This is a genomic window from Sphingopyxis sp. HIX, from assembly GCF_001468285.1.
In the GTDB taxonomy this organism is placed as follows: Bacteria; Pseudomonadota; Alphaproteobacteria; order Sphingomonadales; family Sphingomonadaceae; genus Sphingopyxis.
This window is the reverse complement of record NZ_LNSB01000009.1, coordinates 21,913-39,546: the sequence shown is the minus strand read 5'-3', so window position 1 is coordinate 39,546 and position 17,634 is coordinate 21,913. Positions and strand designations below refer to the sequence as shown.

Here is a 17,634-nt window from a genome sequence, read left to right as displayed (position 1 = left end):
CCGATTTCAAGAGGAACTCAATGCGCAAGACCCTGCTCGCGTCGACCTGCCTGGTGGCAGTCATGGCCACCCCCGCCTTTGCCGAAACCGTGATTGGGAATGCGCTTACCACGCCGATCCGCTCCTCGACCGTCAATGGCGGCACGACCCCCGACGACTCCCGCCTCGCGGCGTCGGGCTCGATCAAGCCCGCCTCGGGCACCGCGGTGACGGTCGACAGCAACCACAAGTTCGTCAACGAAGGCACGATCCAGATCACCAACGCCGACGGTTCGCGCGGTATCGTGGCCAACGCCGGCGTGACGAGCAACATCACCAACACCGCCAGCGGCAAGATCATCATCGACGAAAGCTATGCGCCGACCGACATCGACAACGACGGCGACATCGACGGCGCCTTCGCGATCGGCAGCAACCGCGTCGGTATCGAGACGCTCGGCGCGTTCAACGGCAACATCCTGAATTCGGGCGCGATCACGATCGAGGGCAATGATTCGGCGGGTATCCGCCTCGGCGGCCCGCTGACCGGCAACTTCACCACGGACGGCACGATCTCGGTGCTTGGCGACCGCGCGCTCGGCGTCGGGCTCCAGAACGTTACCGGCAACGTCCGCCTCGCGGGCACGATCACCGCGACCGGCCTCGACGCGACTGCGGCGCGGCTCAGCGGCAACATCACGGGTTCGCTCGTCGTACAGGGCAATCTGACCTCGACCGGCTACCGCTTCACCACCCCGCCGGCCGACCCGTCGAAGCTCGACGCCGACGACCTGTTGAACGGCGGCCCCGCGCTGTCGATCGAGGGCGACATCACTGGCGGGGTCATCTTCGCCGTCCCGCCCAAGGACGCCAGCACTACCGACAATGACGAGGACAAGGACGGCATCGAGGACGCCAAGGAAGGCTCGGCGGTCGTCCGCTCCTTCGGATCGGCGCCCGCCGTCCGCATCGGCGCCGCCGGGCGCGACGTCACCATCGGTGCGGTTCCGGGCACCGGCACCGGCTTCGGCGTCATCATCGACGGTACCATCCAGGGCAACGGCCTTTATGCCGGAAAGAACGCCACCGGGATGCAGATCGGCGGCCTTGGCGGCAATGTGAACATCGCGGGCGGCGTCGCAATCGGCGCGTCCGGCGCCGTCAGTGCCGTGTCGAACGGCGCTTCGGCAACCGCGATCCAGGTCGGTGCGGGCGCGACGCTCGCCGAACTCCGTAACGCGGGCAAGATCGAGGCGTCGGGCGGCAACGCCGCGACCGCGATCACGACCGGCATCGTCGTCGAGGCCGGCAGCAATGTCGGGCTGATCCGCAACAGCGGCTCGATCACCGCCAAGGCAGCGGGGGACAACGGCACCGCGCGCGGCATCGTCGATCTGTCGGGCACCGTCGGCACGATCGAGAACAGCGGCACCATCTCGGCGACCGGCGCGCTCGGCACCTCGGACCGCAATATCGCGATCGACCTGTCGAGCAATCTCGGCGGTGCCTCGGTCAAGCAGACCGCGGTCGCGTCGGGCATCGCCGCCCCCGCGATCATCGGCGACGTCCGCTTCGGGGTCGGCAACGACCTGATCGACATCGCCGACGGCTCGATGAAGGGCGATGCCTTCTTCGGCACCGGCAACAACACGCTCGCGCTGTCGGGCGACGGCACCTTCGACGGCACCGCGACCTTCGGCGGTGGCAACGACATCATGACCCTTGCAGGCACGTCGAAGTTCGGCGGCCTTGCCGATTTCGGCGGTGGCAGCGACACGCTGACCATCGGCGGCACCTCGCTCTTCTCGGCGCGCCTCGCCAATTCGCAGGGGCTGGCGGTCGCGGTCAACGGCGGCACCTTCGACGTGGTCGGCGCGGCGACGATCGCGTCGCTCGCGGTCACCAACAAGGGCGTGCTCGGCGTGACGCTCGACGGCGGCAACACCGGCACCGCGATCCAGGTGACCGGCAACGCCAGCTTCGGCGCCGAATCGAAGCTCGCGCTGCGCCTCACCAGCCTCGACGATGCCGAGGGCCAGCATGTCGTGCTGACCGCCGGCACGCTCACCGGCGCGAACAACCTCACCGCCACCTCGACGCTGCTGCCCTTCCTCTACAAGGGCACGCTGACCTCGAACGCCACCCAGCTGATCGTCGACGTGTCGCGCAAGACGACGACCGAACTCGGCCTCAACCGTTCGGAGGGCGGCGCCTTCAACGCCGTGATCGACGCGCTTGCGGCCGACGAGGATATCGAGCAGGTGTTCCTCGACATCACCGACCAGTCGCAGTTCAAGACCCAGCTCGGCCAGATGCTGCCCGAGCATGAGGGCGGCGTGTTCGAAACCGTGACTTCGGGCTCGCGCGCTTTGGCCCGCTACCTGAACGACCCCAACGCGCCGTTCCAGGACCAAGGCAAATGGGGCTACTGGATCAACCAGGCGGTCTGGGGCACGTCGAAGAGTGTCGGCGATACCGCGGGCTATGACGTCACCGGCTGGGGCGTCGCGCTCGGCGCCGAGATCAAGACCGACCTCGGCAACTTCGGCGGCTCGATCGGATTCCTCAGCGGCAAGGACGGCAACAAGGCGAATGCCAACGAAGTGTCGTCGAGCCAGTTCGAGGGCGCGCTCCACTGGCGCCTGCGCTCGAACGGCATCCTCGCCAGCGCGCGCGTTTCGGGCGCCCCGGTCAGCTTCAAGGGCACGCGCCTGTTCCAGGCCGAGGCCGGTGCCGACGACATCAACGAGACGATGCGGGCCAAGTGGGACGGTACCTTGTGGTCGGCCGCGGGCTCGGTCGCCTATGACACCCGCCTCGGCGGCATCTCGTTCCGCCCTGCGGTCGCGGTCGACTATTACAAGCTGCAGGAAGACGGCTACACCGAAACCGGCGGCGGTGACGCGCTCGACCTCACGGTGCTGAGCCGCGACAGCGACGAACTCGCGGTGTCGGGCACCGTCGCGCTCGGCCTCGATTTCGGCGGCGAGGACGAATATGACGGCTGGACGCGCTTCGAGATCGAGGGCGGCCGCCGCCAGATCGTCGGCGGCTCGCTCGGCACGACCACCGCGTCGTTCAAGAACGGCACACCCTTCACCCTCACCCCTGATGATCGCACGAGCGGCTGGGTCGGCCGCCTCCGCGGGATCGCCGGCAACTCTGCATTCCAGGTTGGCGGCGAACTCTCCGCGGAAGAACAGCAAAGCCATGTGGCTTGGGCTTTCCGTGCGAGCCTCAAGGTCGGTCTCTAAGCCCCCGGGTCCGACCTTGTCCCGGCAAGGGGGAAGCACCCACCCCACCCTCCGCTTCCCCCTTGCCCTTATATTCTGACGAACGAACGAGGATCATGATTGCCGCCACCGCCCCCTTCCCTCTTCCCCGCGAGCATCGTTTCGATGCGGGAGAGGTCATGCCGCAGTTGCGCGCCGCGCTGGGGGCGCTATATGACGGCCCCGCCAGGGGGACGTGGGGCACCGGCCAGGCAGGTGCCGAAAAGCAGCAGATGGCGTTCCGAATCAATCGATCCATGACAGAGGCGACCGACGCACCGCAGCCCATGCAGGGCATCGAGGGGGTATTGCTCGCCAACCGCGCGCGCATCATCCGTTTCCTCGAGGTGCGCGGCGCGGGCGGGGGCGCCGAGGATCTGTTCCAGGACCTGTGGATGCGGCTCGTCGATCGCCGCACCGGACCGATCGCCGATCCGCTCTCCTACGTCATGCGCGCCGCGAACAATCTGATGCTCGATCGCTACCGCTCGGCGCGCCAGAGCGAGCTGCGCGACAAGGCGTGGGGCGAAAATGCCGCCACGGAAGCGCCTTCAGCCGAGGCTGCGCTGATCTCGCGCCAGCAGCTCGAACAGGTCGAGGCGGTGATCGAGGCGACCGGCACGCGCCCCGCGCGCATCTTCCGCCGCTTCCGCGTCGATGGCGCCGCGCAGCGCGACATCGCCGCCGAGCTGGGGGTCAGCCTCAGCACCGTCGAGGCCGACCTGCGCAAGGTCTATGCGGCGCTCGCCGCGCTCAGGAGGCAGTTCGATGCATCCTGACGCCGCCATGATCGAAGCGCGCGCGATCGACTGGGTCATCGCCCAGCGCGACCCCGACTTCGCCGACTGGGACGCTTTCGCCGACTGGCTCGCCGAGGATGCCGCGCACGCCGCGGCTTATGACGCGGTCGCGCTGCTCGATGCCGACCTCGAAGCGCTGCCGGCCCGGCCCGCGGCGCCTGTCGCGGCCAATGACGAGGAGCCCCGCGCCCGTCCGTCGCGCCGCGGCTGGTTCGGCGGGGCGATCGCCGCCGCGCTCGTCGCCGTAGTCACCATCCCCAACATCGGCCTGTTCGGCGATCCCAACCGCATCGAGACCGCGCCGGGCGAGCATCGCACGCTCGAACTCGCCGACGGGTCGCGGATCGAGATCAACGGCGGCTCGGTCGTCACCCTCGACGAGGAACGTCCGCGCTTTGCCAAGCTCGAAAGCGGCGAGGCGATGTTCCACGTCGTCCACCGCGAATCCGATCCCTTCGTGGTCGAAACCGGCGGCGCGCGGCTCGTCGACCTCGGCACCGCCTTCAACGTCGTGCGGCGCGACCACGCGACCAGCGTCGCGGTGTCCGAAGGCATCGTCGTCTACAACCCGCACCGCGACAATGTGCGCATGGTTGCTGGCGAAGGCATCGAGGCGCGCGACGGCGACAAAAAGGCACCGGCGGTGCGCAAGCTCGACAGCAGCACCATCGGCGGCTGGCGCAGCGGTCAGCTCGTCTATGCCGATACCCCGCTATCGGTCGTCGCCGGCGACCTCGGTCGCACGGCCGGCCTTACGGTCAGCGTCGCGCCCGAAGCCGCCGACCTGCCCTTCCGCGGCGCGCTGGTGATCGGCGCCGACAAGGCGCGCGCCGTCGCCGACCTCGCTGCGCTTTCGGGCACCCGCGCCGAACGCCGCGGCGACGGCTGGGTGCTCACCCGCTGACGATGCGCCGCAGCCTGCCCCTCGCCGCCGCGATCGCGATGCTCACCGTCCCCGCCGTGGCGCAGGCGGCCGACGAACGGGCGTTCGACGTGCCCAAGGGCAATCTGTCGACCAGCCTGCCCCTGCTCAGCCGCCAGGGCGGGGTCAGCATCAGCGTTGCCGACGCGGGCCTCTGGGGCAATCGCGTCAAGAAGGTGCGCGGGCGGATGAGCGTCGAAGAGGCGATCCACCGCATGCTGGCGGGTTCGGACGCGCGCGCCGTACGCGTCAGCGCGACCAGCTGGCGTATCGAGCGCCGCCCGCCGCCGCCAAAGGTCGCGCGCCGCGCCACCTCGCCGCCGAAGCCGCCGCCCCCTCGAGCGCGCGAGCCCGACAATCTCGTCGCCGGGCCCGACGACGAGATCATCGTCACCGCCTCGAAGACCGATCTTCCCTACGCAAGCTTTGCGGGCGTCGCCACCGTGCTCGATGGCGGCGATTTGGCGTTCGGCGGCGAGCGCGGGATGGAATCGATCCTTTCGCGCATGGCCACCGTCTCCTCGACCCACCTGGGTTCGGGGCGCAACAAGCTGTTCATCCGCGGCATCGCCGATTCCAGCTTCACCGGCCCGACCCAGTCCACCGTCGGCCAATATCTCGGCGACATCCGGCTCAGCTACAACGCGCCCGATCCGGACCTCCGCCTCTACGACATCCAGAATGTCGAGATTCTCGAAGGTCCGCAGGGCACGCTCTATGGCGCGGGTTCGCTCGGCGGCATCATCCGCGCCGTCCCCAACGCCCCCGATCCCTACCGCCAGACGGTGCAGGCGATCGCCGGCGTGTCGGTCACGCAGCATGGCGACCCCGGCGGCGACCTGGGCGCGATCGTCAACCTGCCCGTCGGCGACGGCGGCCATGCGCTGCGCCTCGTCGGCTATATGCTCAGCGACGGCGGCTATATCGACAATCCGATGCTCGGCCAGAACGACGTCAACCGCGTCGATGTTCGCGGCGGCCGTGGCACCTTCCGCTTCGACGCGGGCAACGACTGGACGATCGATCTCGGCGGCGTCTACCAGACGATTAATTCGCAAGACGCGCAATATGCCGACAAGAACGCGCCGCCGCTGATCCGCAATTCGAAGGTCGAGCAGAACGCCAAGGCGAGATACGGCCTCGGCACGATCGTCGTGATGAAGCAATGGGACGGGTTGTTCTTCCAATCGTCGAACGCGTTCGTCAGCCACCGGCTGTTCGAACGCTTCGACGCCAGCAAGCCCAACGATCCGCCACGCATCCTCGACCAGCGCAATGCGACGCGCATGTTCGTCAGCGAAACGCGGCTGTCGCGCCCCTTCGACGACGGGCTCGGCTGGGTCGTCGGCATCAGCCTGCTCGACAACCGCACGCGCCAGAGCCGCGAGATCGGCGACGCCTTCGTCCAGATGCCGCTCACCGGCGTGTCGAACCGCATCACCGAAATCACCGGCTATGGCGAGGCAACGGCCGAGCTGATGCCGAATTTGATCGCCGCGGGCGGCCTCCGCCTCTCGCACGCGCGGCTCGACGGCGCCGGGCGCGACATTCCGCTCGACGTCGCCTTCGCGGGGCGCGCCGAGACCGCGCATCGCTCCGAAACCGACCTCCTGCCCTCGGCGTCGCTGCTGGCAACACCGATCCGCGACGTGACGCTCTACGTCCGTTATCAGGAGGGTTTCCGCCCGGGCGGGCTCGCGGTCGACAATAATTTCGTCCGCCGCTTCCGCAATGACCAGGTCCAGACGCTCGAAGCCGGGGTGCGCTTCGGCGAGAAGGGCTGGACGCCGTTCGACGCCAGTCTGTCGGTCTCGCACAGTCGCTGGCGCGATATCCAGGCCGATTTCATCGACACCAACGGTTTCCCGACCACCGCCAATATCGGCGACGGGCGGATCACCAGCATCACCGGCGCCTTTGCAGTGCGTCCGACCCCCGAATTGTCGTTCGAACTCGGCGGGGTCTATAACCACAGCCGCGTGACCGAGCTCTTCTCGACCGAGCTACGCACCATCGCGGTGCGCGCCGCGGCCGCAGGCGGCGACGTCGGCATCACCATTCCGCAGGAACAATTGCTCGAACGCCTCGGCCAGATCCCGAATGTCGCCAAATATGCGGTGCGCGGCTCGTTCAACTATGCCGCGCCGATGGGCGATGAGGATCTGCGCGTGAACGGCTGGGCCAATTATATCGGCCCGTCAAGGCTCGGCATCGGCCCGATCCTCGGCGAGGGCCAGGGCAAATATGTCGATACCGGTCTCGCGATGCGCGTCGGCAACCACCGCCGCGGCCTGTCGCTGACGCTGACCAACCTGTTCGACGCCAAGGGCAACCGCTTCGCGCTCGGCACGCCTTTTGTGGAGGGCAGCGCGGGGTATCTTACGCCGCTGCGGCCGCGGACGCTCCGGATCGCGATCGATCTGTCTTACTGACCTGCCGCGATGGCAGCTTTGGGGTGGGGAGCGGCCTTTACCTTCTTCCAAAGTTCAGGAAAGTTCAGCCCTGTGCGCCTCCCGAATAGCGACCTCGAAGACTGCTATATTCGCCGAGCGGAAGAGTCGAGATCGACGCTGGCATAGCCGGATTTATTAGGAAAGGCTTTTTTTGGGCAGCGGTTTTGAGGTGGTTTCCAGACCGTCCCCTATTTCCGTTCGTGTCGAGCGTAGTCGAGACACCTCCAGGGCAGGAGCCGCTGATGGGTGTCTCGACTTCGCTCGACACGAACGGGATTTATAGGGCGGTTTGGCAGCTAACGCCCGTAATCAGGCGCCAACCTTACTCCGCCAAAGTCAGCGCCTCATAGCGCTCCATATGATAATCGGCGCTGCCGAACTGGCCCTCGATCATCGTCGCGCGCTTGAAATAATGGCCGATCGCCAGTTCCTGCGTGATGCCGATGCCGCCGTGCGTCTGGATCGCGTTCTGCCCGACAAAGTTCGCGCCGCGCGCAACCTTGTTCTTCGCCGCCGACACCGCCGCCTTGCGTTCATTCGCGGGCAGATCGAGCTTCAGCGTGCCCATGATCGTCATCGATCGAGCCTGCTCGACCTCCATGAACATGTCGACCATGCGGTGCTGCAGCACCTGGAACTTCGCGATCGGCACGCCGAACTGCTTGCGCTGCTGGGTATATTCCAGCGTGCCTTCGTGCAGTTTCTGCATCACGCCCGTCGCCTCTGCGCAAACCGCGACCGTGGCCTCGTCGACGATCTGCTCGATCAGCGCCAGCCCTTCGCCCTCGCCGCCCAGCAGCGCGTCGGCGGGGATCGCGACATTCTCGAAATAGACTTCGGACGCGCGACTGCCGTCGACGGTCGGATAGTCGCGGCGCACGATGCCGGGCAGGTTCGCATCGATCAGGAACAAGGACACGCCGTCGCGGTCGCGCTGGCCGCCGCCGGTGCGCGCGGTCACGAGCAGGTGCGTCGCCCAGGGCGCGGCATAGACGACACCCTTGTGGCCGCTGAGCACATAGCCCGCGCCGTCCTTCTTCGCGCTCGTGCGCAGATTGGCGAGGTCGTAGCGGCCCTGCGGCTCGGCATAGGCGAAGGCGACGATGACATTGCCCGCGATGATCTCGGGGATGAATTTGTCGGCCTGCGCGCCGCCGACGGCCTTGAGCGCGCCGCCGGCGATGACCACGGTCGGCAGATAGGGCTCGATCCCGAGCACCTTGCCGAGTTCCTCCATGATGATCGCATTTTCCAAAGCGCCGCCGCCGAGGCCGCCATGCTCTTCCGAAAAGGCGGCGCCGAGCATGCCGAGTTCCTGCGCCAGCGCGGTCCAGATCGCCGGATCGCGGCCCTCGTCGCTCGCGATGAACTTCTGGCGCGTCTCGAAATCATAGGTGTCGCCGAGGAAGCGGGCCAGCGTGTCGCGGATCATGTCCTGCGTTTCGGTGTAGGTGAAATCCATTGTCTGTCCTCTCATAAATAGGGACTGTCCCTATTTATCGAATATCGTCGTTGCGGCTGGTCCGGCGCCCGCGGACAAATAGGGACTGTCCCTATTTATGGGCGCCGGCGCTTCAAAGACCCAAAACCATCTTCGCGATGATATTGCGCTGGATCTCGTTCGACCCGCCATAGATCGTCGTCTTGCGGACGTTGAAATAGGTCGGTGCCGCGCGGTGCGCATAGTCGGGGCCGATCGGATGCTCGTTGTCGCCCTCGCCGAAGCCGCGGAAGTAGGGCGCACCGTAATGGCCGACCGCTTCCAGCGTCAGCTCGGTCAGCCGCTGCTGGATTTCCGAGCCCTTGATCTTGAGCAGGCTCGATTCCGGCCCCGGCCCGCGCCCCGCATTGGGGCCCGCCAGGCTGCGCAGCTCGGTGAATTCGAGCGCGGTGAGGTCGACCTCCAGTTCGGCGATCTTGCGCTTGAAGAAGGCGTTCTGGATCAGCGGCTTGTCGCCGTCGAGTTCGGTGCGGGCGATCGCCTTGACCTTCTCGACTCCGCGCTTCGACGCCGCGACGCCGGCGATGCCGGTGCGCTCGTGCGCGAGCAGGAACTTGGCGCAGGTCCAGCCCTTATTCTCTTCGTAGACGCGCTGCGACTGCGGCACGCGGACGTCCTCCAGCCACACTTCGTTGACCTCGTGCTCGCCGCCCAGCGTGATGATCGGGCGCACGGTGATACCGGGCGACTTCATGTCGATGAGAAGGAAGCTGATGCCTTCCTGCTGCTTGGCGTCCTTGTCCGTCCGGACCAGGAAGAAGCCCCAGTCGGCGTGCTGCGCCATCGTCGTCCAGGTCTTCTGGCCGTTGACGATATAGTCGTCGCCATCGGGAACCGCGGCGGTGCGCAGGCTGGCAAGATCGGAACCCGCGCCGGGTTCCGAATAACCCTGGCACCACCAATCCTCGCCCGACAGGATGCGCGGCAGGAAATAGGCCTTCTGCTCGGGCGTGCCGAAGGTGTAGATCACCGGGCCGACCATCGCGAGGCCGAAGGGCATCAGCCGGATGCAGTCGGCGCGTGCGGTTTCCTCGGAGAAGATGAAGCGCTGCGTCGGGGTCCAGCCGGTGCCGCCATATTCGACCGGCCATGCGGGCGCGACCCAGCCTTTCTTGTACAGCACCTTGTGCCAGGCAAGGAAATCCTCCTTGGACAGCTCTTCCCCCTCGTCCTGCTTTCCGCGCAGTTCTTCGGGGTAGTTTTCGGCGATGAAGGTCCGGACTTCCTGCTGGAAAGCCAGGTCTTCGGGGCTGAACTCCATGTCCATTCTGATTCTCCCAAGGGCTGTGCCCGGCTTATAGGACCGGTTCACGCTTACGTAAAGGTAAGTTGTATTTTGCTACGCGATATGCGGCAACTTCGCCAACTTCCGAGCACTTGTCCAGATGCGCACGAAGGCGCCGCGGCGCAGAGCCGGGCGCAGTCGGGTCCTGCGATGAATTGCGGATTTGCGGAGCGCTATTGCGTCGGCGCCGGCGGCCCGCCGCGATAGGCGATGCACCAGCGCAGCGCGACAAAGGGCTCGCGGGTCGCGATCGGCGCCGACTTGCCCTCAGGCTCCACCACGACCATCGACGCCTCCATCTCGAACCCCGCGGGCGGGTCATAGCCCTCGATGAAGCTGTCGCTCGCCGAAATGCCGATCGCATTGCCGTTGGCGGTGGTCCGGTTCGCCGCGCCGGTGCTGGTCTGGATCCCGCCGCGGTGGGCGTGCGGCGGCAGGTTGGTTTCGGCGAGCTTCAAGCTCTCGTGGCCTAGCTTCTGTCCAGGCGCCACCGGCAGCAGCCCCGGCCCCACGCCATTGCCGACCGCCGCGCGGCTGCGCAGGTCGGGCAGCTGGAACACCCGGTTGTCGCCGCCATAGGTCGTCCCGATAGCGTTGTAGAGCGCCAGATTGTCGCGGATCACCAACTCCCTGCCGTCGGCCTCGTAATAGTCCATCGGGCAATAGGGGAAGGACACGAGCATCAGCTGCCCCGCCGAAGGCGAAACCTGCGCCCCAGCCGGCGCCGCCGACAGCCATGCCAACCCGCATAGCACAAGCGACATCCGAAAATTCATGGCCCTGCCTCGCATCCTTCCCGTCCCCATCCTTCCTGCGCCGTCAGTTGCGCGGCGGAAACACACCCCAGGCCGCGATACAGAAGCGGTTTACCGTGAACGGCGACTGGTTCGACACCGGATCGCTGCCGCCGGTCTTCTGGATCGCCAGCGTTTCGGGATGCAGGTTGCCGTCGAAGGCGATCGTCGTCGAATATTGCGGCCCGCTCGTCTTGCCGAAGGCGTTGCGGAACGGCCGCGGCGTGTCGGTGTCGCCGTCGACCGATCGGATCAGCGCCTTGTGGCTGTGCGTCGCGAGCTGGTCGATCGTCAGCACCTGGCTTTCGGCGCCTCCCGTGCCGCCAAGCGGCAGGTTGGCGAGCGCCGGCCCCCACCCCGCCCCCACGGCGATCCGTCCGCGCAGGTCGGGGATCGCGAAGGTCGTGACCCCGTCGCCGCCATAGGTCTTGTCGATGAGCGAGAAGAGCTGCGTATAGGACGCCTTCTGCAGCAAGCGCCCGTCGGCCTCCAGCCAGCGCGCCGGACAGGGGCCCGCCATCTCGATCAGCTGCCCGATATAATAATGCTCGATCGGATCAGGCGGCGGAAGCTGCGCCATCGCGGGCATCGCCGCCACGGCCGCCCCGGTCCCGATCGAAGCCAGCATCGCCGCCTTGCCGTAACGCATGATTGTCATTCCCCCGAACGCTCCCGCCATCATCGTGCCGCGCATCAACCCGGCGAAGCCCCGCTGGGCAGGATGCAATATTGGATGCCCAACCCGGGCGAGCGCCGCTCGAACGGCTTCCCGTCACCGCTGTTCACGAACACCAGCGTTTCGCGGTTCATCAGATTCGCCGCCGGCAAGCCGCCCGCGACATATTTGTTCGCCTGCGTCGTCGCAAAGATCGCGCCGAGCGCGCGATAGGCGTTGCCGGCCCCGCTGGTCGTGCGGATCAGCGCGGTATGCTCGTGGCGCGGCATCTGATTTTCGGTCAGCGCCACCATATCGCTGCCGCCCTTCTCGCCCTGCGCGCGCGTCGTGCGCCCCTCGGCGCTCCCCGCTCCCATCGAGGTCCGGCCGCGCATGTCAGGCAGCGCAAAGGTCGTGACGCCGTCGCCGCCATAGGCCTTGCCGATGGTCGCGAAGAGGTCCGGATAGTCGGATATCTTCAGCTCCTGCCCTTCGGCAGGCAGCGTGCCGCCCGGACAGGATTTATACGCAAATTTGACCAGCTCGCCGCGATACTGAGCCGATGCCGGCACGGCGGTCGCAATCGCACTGCAAGCCAGAAAGGCGCTAAAACCGCGCCATACCCCTGTCCGGATCATCCGCAATCCCCCGATAGCCCTGTTGCAACCTTAGAGGAAAGCTTCTTGAAGTCAAAAGCTTAGCGACGAATTGAGTGGGCCCGATTTACGCCCGCCGCGAGGTCACCAACACCACCGCCCCTTCGCTCGCATAGGCGCTGCGCCGCTCGACGATCGACAGCGTCACCGGCACGGCAGCGCCGTCGCGCGCGACCAGCTCCGACTCGATCCGCGCCGGCACGCCGGTCCGGAAAAGCTCTTCGAGCGCCTCGGCGAAAGCCTGGCGCCGCGCGAGCGCAAGCAGCGCGGAAAAGCGTACGCGCCGGATCGCCTCGTCGCCGACCCCGATCGTCGCCAGCAGGGCGTCATTGGCGTGCTCGATCGCCTCGCGCACCGAGATGCAGGCATGGCCGATGCCACCCTCGACCTCGATCGCGCGGATCGCGGCGCCGCGCGCGTCGTCGCGCTCGAGCGCCGCCATCGCGTCGCTGACGTCGCGCAGCACGATCGCGCCGCCGATCGGTAGCGGAATCAGGTCGGCGTGCAGCCACTGCCCCGGACGCAGCAGCGACGGCAGGTCGCCCGAGAAGCGCTCGCGATGGTCGAGCATGCGCAGGATATGGTGGAATAGCAGGTTGGTTTCGATCGTGGGCAGCGCGGCGGCCAGCGGCTGCCCGATGAGCGCCGCGGCGCTCGCCTCCAGCATGTCGCTCGCTGCAGGGTTGATGGCAACGATCCTCCGTTGCCGGTCGACGAGGATCAGGCTGTCGCGGATCGATTCGAGCAGCAGCGCCTGCGACTCGCGCAATCGTGCCTCGGCCGTCTCTCCGGCCGCATCCCGAACTCCTCCAAGCCGACGATAATCGTCGAGCGAGATCAGCACATGGGCGTCCTTGCCGTGATGCGTCACCACCACGGGGCGCCGCGCCGCATGCTGCCGCCAGCTGGCGAACCCACGGATGAATTCTGCCGCCGAGACACGTTCGGGGGTCCGATCAATCGCCATGCTGTCCTCCGGACCCTATCTGCTACCAGCTTCACCGGGCGGGGCGTCGAGGCTTTGCTCCAGAGCGGACGCGTCGGGATTTCACTCGGATGGGGATTGCGTAACGGATCAACCCACGAGTCGCGCCTGCCCGCAACGCAGCGCGTTGATCCGCGCATCGGCCTGGCCGACGTGGACGCCGAGCACGCCCGTCACTTGCCCGAGCACACCGTCGAGCACCGGCGCGGCGGTGGCGACGGTCTGGGCGACCAGGGTCTTCAAGGCCCCGAGATTCAGTCCGATTCCCAGCACCGATCCCGTCAGTTCCATGCGGTCCGACAGCGACTTCGCGGCGCCCGCGACCAGCCCCGTGCTCGACACCGTCTTGACCGTGCCGTCGGCGATGTCGCCCCGCGAAAAGGCGACGGATTTTTCCTCCAGATCGGACAGGACAAGTTCGGCCTCGGCATCGACGCTAGCCAGCGGCAGCTTCAGCAACCGGGCCTTCTTTGGGTCGAGCGGTCGCGCCATGTCGCGGAAGTCGCTGTCGCTGACGCTGCCGATCGCGAGCATGGCGGGCGAGGTCGTCACCGCCAGCGTCACCGCCTCGTCGCTGCCCTTGCTGCAGTCGATGTCCGAAATGCGCGCGGCCGCCGACCCGAGCTCGGCGAGCACCGGAATCTCGACCGTCGCGACCGGCGTCGCCACCTTCGTATCGACGCGCAGCCGCACCTGCGCGGTGCGAACGACGACTTCATTGTCGTCGGTGACCGCGATCAGCGGTGAATTGGCCGGCGGCTCGCCGATGATCAGCCCCACCTTGATGTGCGACCCACCAGGCAGGCCGCTGACCAGATCGAGATCGACCTGTCGTCCGGCCGAGGCAGTCACCAGCATCGCGCGCATCAGGCTGAGCAGGTTGACGCGCACGGGATTGGCGGGGTCGACCCGCGCGCTCGCGTGGCGCGGGCCGAGGTCGATTACCGAGGCCGGGATCAGGGTCGTGGGGTCTGCGCGCGACGCCATATGCTCGACGACCGGCGCAGCGCTGCCGCTGGATGCCGCGGCGAGCGCCGAGAGTAGCTGCGGCAGGGTTACCTCGCTGTTCAGCGTCTGGCCGAAGGTCAGCGCTTCAACGCCGATTTCGGTCCGCAGCGCTTCCGAAAAGGCGAGGAGATCGACATCGGCGCTCGCCAGCGCGTTGTAATCCATCACCGACAGATTGAGTTCGCTACCGGTCAGCGCGGACAGGATCGCGTTGGGGACGCCGCCGTTGACCGCCGCGACGCGCGAGCCGAGCGAGAAGGCCGCATAACCGCGCCGCGCGCCGGTTGCCCGTGCGCTGATCACATTGCTGCTGCGACCCGTGATCAAGCGCCCGAAGAACAGGGGATGCGAGCGAGTCAGCACGATACGCACCGCATTGGGCGACGCGCCGCCCTCGGTGAAGCGCTGCTCGGCGGCGACCCCGGTATCGGCGACATAGCTGCCGCGGGTAATCGAGGCGATGGCGATGCCGCAGTCGCAGTTGGCGGCGATGATGCGTTCCGCCGCTGCACGTTCCTCGCCGGGCTTGGCGGCGGCGGCCATCGCGGCAGCATCGGCGATCCCCTGCAGCTTGCGGCGGTCGAGATGCAGCGCGCCGACATCGACCGCCAGCGCCGCGGCGCCGATCAGCATCGTCAGCCCGAAGGCCGCGGCGATGCTGATCGCCCCGCGCGTGTCGCGACGCAGCGAAGAGAGCAGCGCGCGCATCAGTCGGCCGGCAGTTCGAAGGTCGCGCTGGCGCGAATCTCTTCGCCGGGCGAGGGTACGAGCGAATTGCGCAGCAAGCTGCTTTCGGGGACCCGGTAGGTCAGATCGATGGTGATGGTATCGACGGTTTCGGAGACCTCGACGTCGCGCAGTTCGGTGCGATAGCCCCCGACGCCGTGCATGCTGCGGTCGATTGCGCGCACCGCAACCGCGCGGCGGTCGGCGGCGTCGAGCCCGGTGATCGCCGCACGCGCGCCGTCGTTCGCCGCCTGCTGCACGCTGTGCGCGAGCATGAAATATTGGCCGTAGATCAGGATTCCGAGCAGCAGCATCAGGAACAGCGGCAGCAGCAGCGCGGTCTCGATCATCGCGGTGCCGCGCGGGCAAACGGCGAGGCGACGGAGGCGGGCCGGAAGCGGGACATGGCAAACGATCCTGGTCATGCCCGGATCGTGGCACGCGGCTCGTGAAAACCGTCGCTGTCTGCTGATGCAACGATTTTACGCAAAATGCGCAAAATCGCGCGAAAGGTCTGGCGCGCCCAAAGGTCGTAAAACCGGGGCGATCTGCGAACCGAACGCTGGCGGGTTAACGAATTTCGAAGCGCCCCGGTCCCGAGATTACATCAAATACGGCATTCAGCCCTTGTCCGGAGAACAAGAAAAGGCCGCGCTGACGATCAGCACGGCCTTCCTTGATTGGCGAATCCGCCGCCGCTGGCGACGCGCTCAGTTACGCGAAGGGAAAATCCCCTCGAGCGCGATGCACCAGTTGACCGTCAGATAGGGCGGCCGGTTCGAGATCGGCTGCGAACCGCCGGTCGGCGCGATCTGGACCATCGTGCGGTCCATCAGATTGCCCGCCGGGTCGGGCGGCGGCGCGATGAAGCTGTTGTTCGACGACACGCCGAGCGCATTGCCGTTCGCGGTCATGCTGTTGGCGTTGGCGTTGGCGGTCTGGATGCCGCCGCGATGGTCGTGCTTGGGCAGGTTGGTGGGGAGCAGCGTCACCGTCTCGCTGCCGCCGACCTGACCCAGGACATAGGGCGACAGCCCGGGGCCGCTGCCCTGGTTGATCGCGACGCGTCCGCGCAGATCGGGCAGCGCGAAGGTCGTCTGGCCGTTGCCGCCATAGGTGGTGCCGAGAATCGAGAAGAGCGCCGTATTGGTGCTGATCGCCAATATCTGGCCGCTCGCGCTCGCCCAGCCGCGCGGGCAGAAGTTGAAACCGGTCTGCATCATCTGCCCGATATAGGGTTCGATCTGCGCGCTGGCCGGCGTCGCCATGGTCAACGCCGACGTGCCGAGCAGCGCCGCCGCCGAGAATTTCCCCATTGCCCCCATGCGTGTCATATCCCGTCTCCACTCTATCCTGTTTCGTCCGCACAACCGCCAAGGGTCAGTTGCGCGACGGGAAAACCCCCTGAAGCGCGATGCAATAGCGATTGACGAGGAACGGCGACATGTTCGCCACCGGATCGGACCCGCCGGTCTTTTGCACCGCCAGCGTCGCGGCGTTCAGCGCGCCGTCGAACTGGATCACGTTCGAATATTGGAAATCGCTCGTCACCGCGAAGGAGTTGCGGAACGGGATGGTCGTCGCGGCATTGGCATTCACCGTCTGGAACACCGCTTCATGCGTGTGCGACGCGAGCTGGTTGATCGTCAGCGTCTGGCTCTCGACGCCTGCCTGCTGACCTAGGCTATAGGGCGGGAGCCCGGGTCCTTGGCCTTGGTTGAGCACCATCCGCCCGCGCAGATCGGGCAGCGCGAAAGTCGTCTGGCCGTTGCCGCCATAGGTGGTACCGAGCAGCGAGAAGAGCGCCGTATTCTGCGCGATCGACAGTATCTGCCCATTGGTCTCGGTCCAGCCGCGTGGGCAATAACTATTGCCCACCTCGATCATCTGGCCGAGATAATAATCCTGTGCCGTGGCCGATCCTGCCGTTGCCATCGCGCCTAAAGCGATCCCCGCCGTCAGCCCTGTTTTCAAATGCCGCATCGTAAACTCCCCTCAAAGCCCCTTGTGCCGCCGCCGCGGCGACGCCGTCAGTTGCGCGACGGGAAAATCCCCTCGGTCAGGACGCAGAAGCGAATGGCCAGATAGGGCGGCAGATGGTTGTAGGGCGTGTTGCTGCCGGTGTTGCGGATGATCACCGTTTCGCGGTTCATCAGCTGCGCATTGGGCGCGGTGCCGTTCACATATTTGTTCGCGGGCGTGGTCGGAAAGATGTTGCGGAAGGCGCCGCCATTGTTGCCGGCCGCGCTCGTCGTGCGGATCAGCCCCGTATGCTCGTGGCGCGGCATCTGGTTTTCGGTCAGCGTCGTCGTTTCGGTACCGCCGGTCTCGCCTTGGGTGCGAGCGCTCAGTCCGGGCCCCTGACCGAGGTGCATCGAATAGCGCCCCGCCATGTTGGGAAGGGCGAAAGTCGTGACCCCGTCACCGCCGTAGGTAGTGCCGTAAAGTGCGTAGAGCGCCGAGTTGTTGGCAATCGAAAGCAGTTGGCCATTCGCCTCCGCCGATCCCCGTGGACAGAAATTGCCGCCGAACTTCATGATCTCGCCGAGATAGGTGAACTGCGCATGGGCGGTCCCGGACAAGCCGAGCCCTCCCAAG

Annotated in this window: 15 protein-coding genes; 4 read left to right on the top strand and 11 right to left on the bottom strand. The window is 66.7% G+C overall.

The genetic code is table 11. From position 1 onward, the window contains the following. Positions 1-20: 20 nt before the first annotated feature. From ATE62_RS06085 to ATE62_RS06070, 4 genes are all read left to right on the top strand, one after another. Positions 21-3,233 (top strand): autotransporter outer membrane beta-barrel domain-containing protein, encoded by a 3,213-nt coding sequence (locus tag ATE62_RS06085; protein WP_058808288.1) that lies wholly within the window; start codon positions 21-23, stop codon positions 3,231-3,233. A 158-nt stretch (positions 3,234-3,391) separates the two neighbouring features. Continuing rightward, positions 3,392-4,030, top strand: coding sequence for an RNA polymerase sigma factor (locus tag ATE62_RS06080; protein WP_331458545.1), 639 nt, complete (start codon positions 3,392-3,394; stop codon positions 4,028-4,030). Beyond that, positions 4,020-4,955, top strand: a complete 936-nt coding sequence (locus tag ATE62_RS06075) for a FecR family protein (RefSeq protein ID WP_058808289.1) — start codon at positions 4,020-4,022, stop codon at positions 4,953-4,955. Before ATE62_RS06080 ends, ATE62_RS06075 begins: the two co-directional genes overlap by 11 nt. Before the next feature lie 2 nt (positions 4,956-4,957). Beyond that, a complete protein-coding gene (locus tag ATE62_RS06070) occupies positions 4,958-7,405 on the top strand; it encodes a TonB-dependent receptor domain-containing protein (protein WP_058808290.1) in 2,448 nt (815 codons plus the stop codon). Positions 7,406-7,748: 343 nt separating this feature from the next. Here the strand turns inward: ATE62_RS06070 and ATE62_RS06065 are convergent, their stop codons facing one another. The 11 genes from ATE62_RS06065 to ATE62_RS06015 all read right to left on the bottom strand — a co-directional run bounded on the left by ATE62_RS06065 (position 7,749) and on the right by ATE62_RS06015 (position 17,618). Then, the gene (locus ATE62_RS06065; protein ID WP_058808291.1) at positions 7,749-8,888 is read right to left on the bottom strand and encodes an acyl-CoA dehydrogenase family protein; all 1,140 of its coding nucleotides are present in this window, start codon (positions 8,886-8,888) and stop codon (positions 7,749-7,751) included. A 112-nt stretch (positions 8,889-9,000) separates the two neighbouring features. Further along, positions 9,001-10,194 (bottom strand): acyl-CoA dehydrogenase family protein, encoded by a 1,194-nt coding sequence (locus ATE62_RS06060; RefSeq protein WP_058808292.1) that lies wholly within the window; start codon positions 10,192-10,194, stop codon positions 9,001-9,003. Positions 10,195-10,385: 191 nt separating this feature from the next. Next, the gene (locus ATE62_RS06055; protein WP_058818464.1) at positions 10,386-10,988 is read right to left on the bottom strand and encodes a phage tail protein; all 603 of its coding nucleotides are present in this window, start codon (positions 10,986-10,988) and stop codon (positions 10,386-10,388) included. 43 nt (positions 10,989-11,031) lie between these two features. Further along, positions 11,032-11,664, bottom strand: coding sequence for a phage tail protein (locus tag ATE62_RS06050; protein ID WP_197411677.1), 633 nt, complete (start codon positions 11,662-11,664; stop codon positions 11,032-11,034). 35 nt (positions 11,665-11,699) lie between these two features. Then, entirely contained in the window at positions 11,700-12,233 is a 534-nt protein-coding gene (locus tag ATE62_RS06045) for a phage tail protein (RefSeq protein WP_058818463.1), read from the bottom strand. Positions 12,234-12,384: 151 nt separating this feature from the next. Beyond that, positions 12,385-13,284: a PAS domain-containing protein gene (locus ATE62_RS06040; protein ID WP_058808296.1), complete on the bottom strand. Its 900-nt coding sequence runs from the start codon at positions 13,282-13,284 to the stop codon at positions 12,385-12,387. Positions 13,285-13,392: 108 nt separating this feature from the next. Then, positions 13,393-15,018 (bottom strand): TadG family pilus assembly protein, encoded by a 1,626-nt coding sequence (locus ATE62_RS06035; RefSeq protein WP_058808297.1) that lies wholly within the window; start codon positions 15,016-15,018, stop codon positions 13,393-13,395. Next, a complete protein-coding gene (locus ATE62_RS06030; RefSeq protein ID WP_058808298.1) occupies positions 15,018-15,461 on the bottom strand; it encodes a TadE/TadG family type IV pilus assembly protein in 444 nt (147 codons plus the stop codon). Before ATE62_RS06030 ends, ATE62_RS06035 begins: the two co-directional genes overlap by 1 nt. Positions 15,462-15,746: 285 nt before the next feature. Further along, on the bottom strand, positions 15,747-16,370 hold the full coding sequence (locus ATE62_RS06025; protein WP_197411678.1) for a phage tail protein: 624 nt from the start codon (positions 16,368-16,370) through the stop codon (positions 15,747-15,749). A 46-nt stretch (positions 16,371-16,416) separates the two neighbouring features. Next, a complete protein-coding gene (locus ATE62_RS06020) occupies positions 16,417-17,019 on the bottom strand; it encodes a phage tail protein (RefSeq protein ID WP_197411679.1) in 603 nt (200 codons plus the stop codon). Positions 17,020-17,066: 47 nt separating this feature from the next. Continuing rightward, on the bottom strand, positions 17,067-17,618 hold the full coding sequence (locus tag ATE62_RS06015) for a phage tail protein (protein WP_231736146.1): 552 nt from the start codon (positions 17,616-17,618) through the stop codon (positions 17,067-17,069). Positions 17,619-17,634: the final 16 nt, after the last annotated feature.

Excerpts from the sequence above, each read along its gene's own strand:
- ATE62_RS06085 (WP_058808288.1), top strand. The coding sequence starts at position 21 with ATGCGCAAGACCCTGCTCGCGTCGACCTGCCTGGTGGCAGTCATGGCC.
- ATE62_RS06080 (WP_331458545.1), top strand. The coding sequence starts at position 3,392 with ATGCCGCAGTTGCGCGCCGCGCTGGGGGCGCTATATGACGGCCCCGCC.
- ATE62_RS06075 (WP_058808289.1), top strand. The coding sequence starts at position 4,020 with ATGCATCCTGACGCCGCCATGATCGAAGCGCGCGCGATCGACTGGGTC.
- ATE62_RS06070 (WP_058808290.1), top strand. The coding sequence starts at position 4,958 with ATGCGCCGCAGCCTGCCCCTCGCCGCCGCGATCGCGATGCTCACCGTC.
- ATE62_RS06065 (WP_058808291.1), bottom strand. The coding sequence starts at position 8,888 with ATGGATTTCACCTACACCGAAACGCAGGACATGATCCGCGACACGCTG.
- ATE62_RS06060 (WP_058808292.1), bottom strand. The coding sequence starts at position 10,194 with ATGGACATGGAGTTCAGCCCCGAAGACCTGGCTTTCCAGCAGGAAGTC.
- ATE62_RS06055 (WP_058818464.1), bottom strand. The coding sequence starts at position 10,988 with ATGAATTTTCGGATGTCGCTTGTGCTATGCGGGTTGGCATGGCTGTCG.
- ATE62_RS06050 (WP_197411677.1), bottom strand. The coding sequence starts at position 11,664 with ATGACAATCATGCGTTACGGCAAGGCGGCGATGCTGGCTTCGATCGGG.
- ATE62_RS06040 (WP_058808296.1), bottom strand. The coding sequence starts at position 13,284 with ATGGCGATTGATCGGACCCCCGAACGTGTCTCGGCGGCAGAATTCATC.
- ATE62_RS06035 (WP_058808297.1), bottom strand. The coding sequence starts at position 15,018 with ATGCGCGCGCTGCTCTCTTCGCTGCGTCGCGACACGCGCGGGGCGATC.
- ATE62_RS06030 (WP_058808298.1), bottom strand. The coding sequence starts at position 15,461 with ATGACCAGGATCGTTTGCCATGTCCCGCTTCCGGCCCGCCTCCGTCGC.
- ATE62_RS06025 (WP_197411678.1), bottom strand. The coding sequence starts at position 16,370 with ATGACACGCATGGGGGCAATGGGGAAATTCTCGGCGGCGGCGCTGCTC.
- ATE62_RS06020 (WP_197411679.1), bottom strand. The coding sequence starts at position 17,019 with ATGCGGCATTTGAAAACAGGGCTGACGGCGGGGATCGCTTTAGGCGCG.